The 1072-nt window shown below is 36.8% G+C and carries 2 protein-coding genes; both read left to right on the top strand.

From position 1 onward, the window contains the following. A partial coding sequence (locus AC3AYF_RS21650; RefSeq protein ID WP_487780527.1) for a type II secretion system F family protein occupies nucleotides 1–713 on the top strand: 713 nt, incomplete at its 5' end. A gap of 29 nt (nucleotides 714–742) precedes the next feature. Further along, on the top strand, nucleotides 743–1072 hold a 330-nt coding region (gene gspG, locus AC3AYF_RS21645; protein WP_487780526.1), incomplete at its 3' end, for a type II secretion system major pseudopilin GspG.

Raw genomic sequence — 1072 nt, 5'->3', positions numbered from 1 at the left:
TGGCTTTGCTCTACCCCACTATTTTGAGTTTTGTTGCAATTGCTGTGGTAGCCGGTTTGTTAGCCTTTGTTGTGCCTCAGGTTGTTGAGCAGTTTGTGACAGCAGGTCAAGAATTACCCACTGCAACTCAGATTTTGATTGCTTTGAGTGATGCTGTTAGGAATTTCTGGTTGCTTGCTTTAGCTATTATTATTATTTTAATATTAACGACTAAATGGGCATTACAAAAAGACAGCTTACGCTTTCTTATTCATAAAAAACTTCTGGCGATACCTGCATTGGGTAAAGTGATTTTAGGCGTTAATACTGCACGATTTTCACGTACATTAAGTATCCTAATTTCAAGCAGCGTTCCATTATTAGATGCGTTAAAGATTAGTGGTAGGGTGCTTAATAACGATTGTTTACGACTTGCTGTTGCTGAAGCAGCAACAAAAGTACAAGAAGGTGCGAGTCTGAACCGCGCCTTGGCAGATACAGAATATTTTCCACCAATGATGATACATATGATTGCTAATGGTGAGAAAAGTGGTGAATTAGATGATATGTTAGAGCGAATTGCCGATAACCAAGATAGAGAGTTTGAGATGTTAGTCGCAATGGCTTTGGGTCTATTTGAACCTATACTGATCTTAACAATGGGTGGAGTCGTATTATTTATTGTTATTGCTATTTTATTACCGATTTTTGAATTAAACACATTGGTAGGCTAAGGCCTAGTATTATCGTAAAAGGAAATATAATGAACACTAGAATGAAACAATTTAAGCGGTCACAACTAGGTTTTACTTTATTAGAAATCATGGTTGTTGTTGTGATTCTAGGTATTTTAGCAACAATGGTAGCACCACAAATATTAGGTCGTGCTGATGATGCTAGAATCACTAAAGCTAAAGCAGATATTGTGAGTTTAGAATCTGCTTTAGATCTGTATCAGCTAGATAATTATGTTTATCCAACTACAAGTCAAGGTCTAGAATCTTTAGCTTCTAAGCCAAGTGAATCTCCTGAACCACGAAATTATAAGCATGGAGGTTATGTTAAGTCATTACCTAAAGACCCGTGGGGATAT

The sequence above is a fragment of the Salinicola sp. genome, from assembly GCF_982684285.1.
Note: the sequence above shows the minus strand (reverse complement) of the source record. Positions and strands in the feature narration are given on the sequence as shown.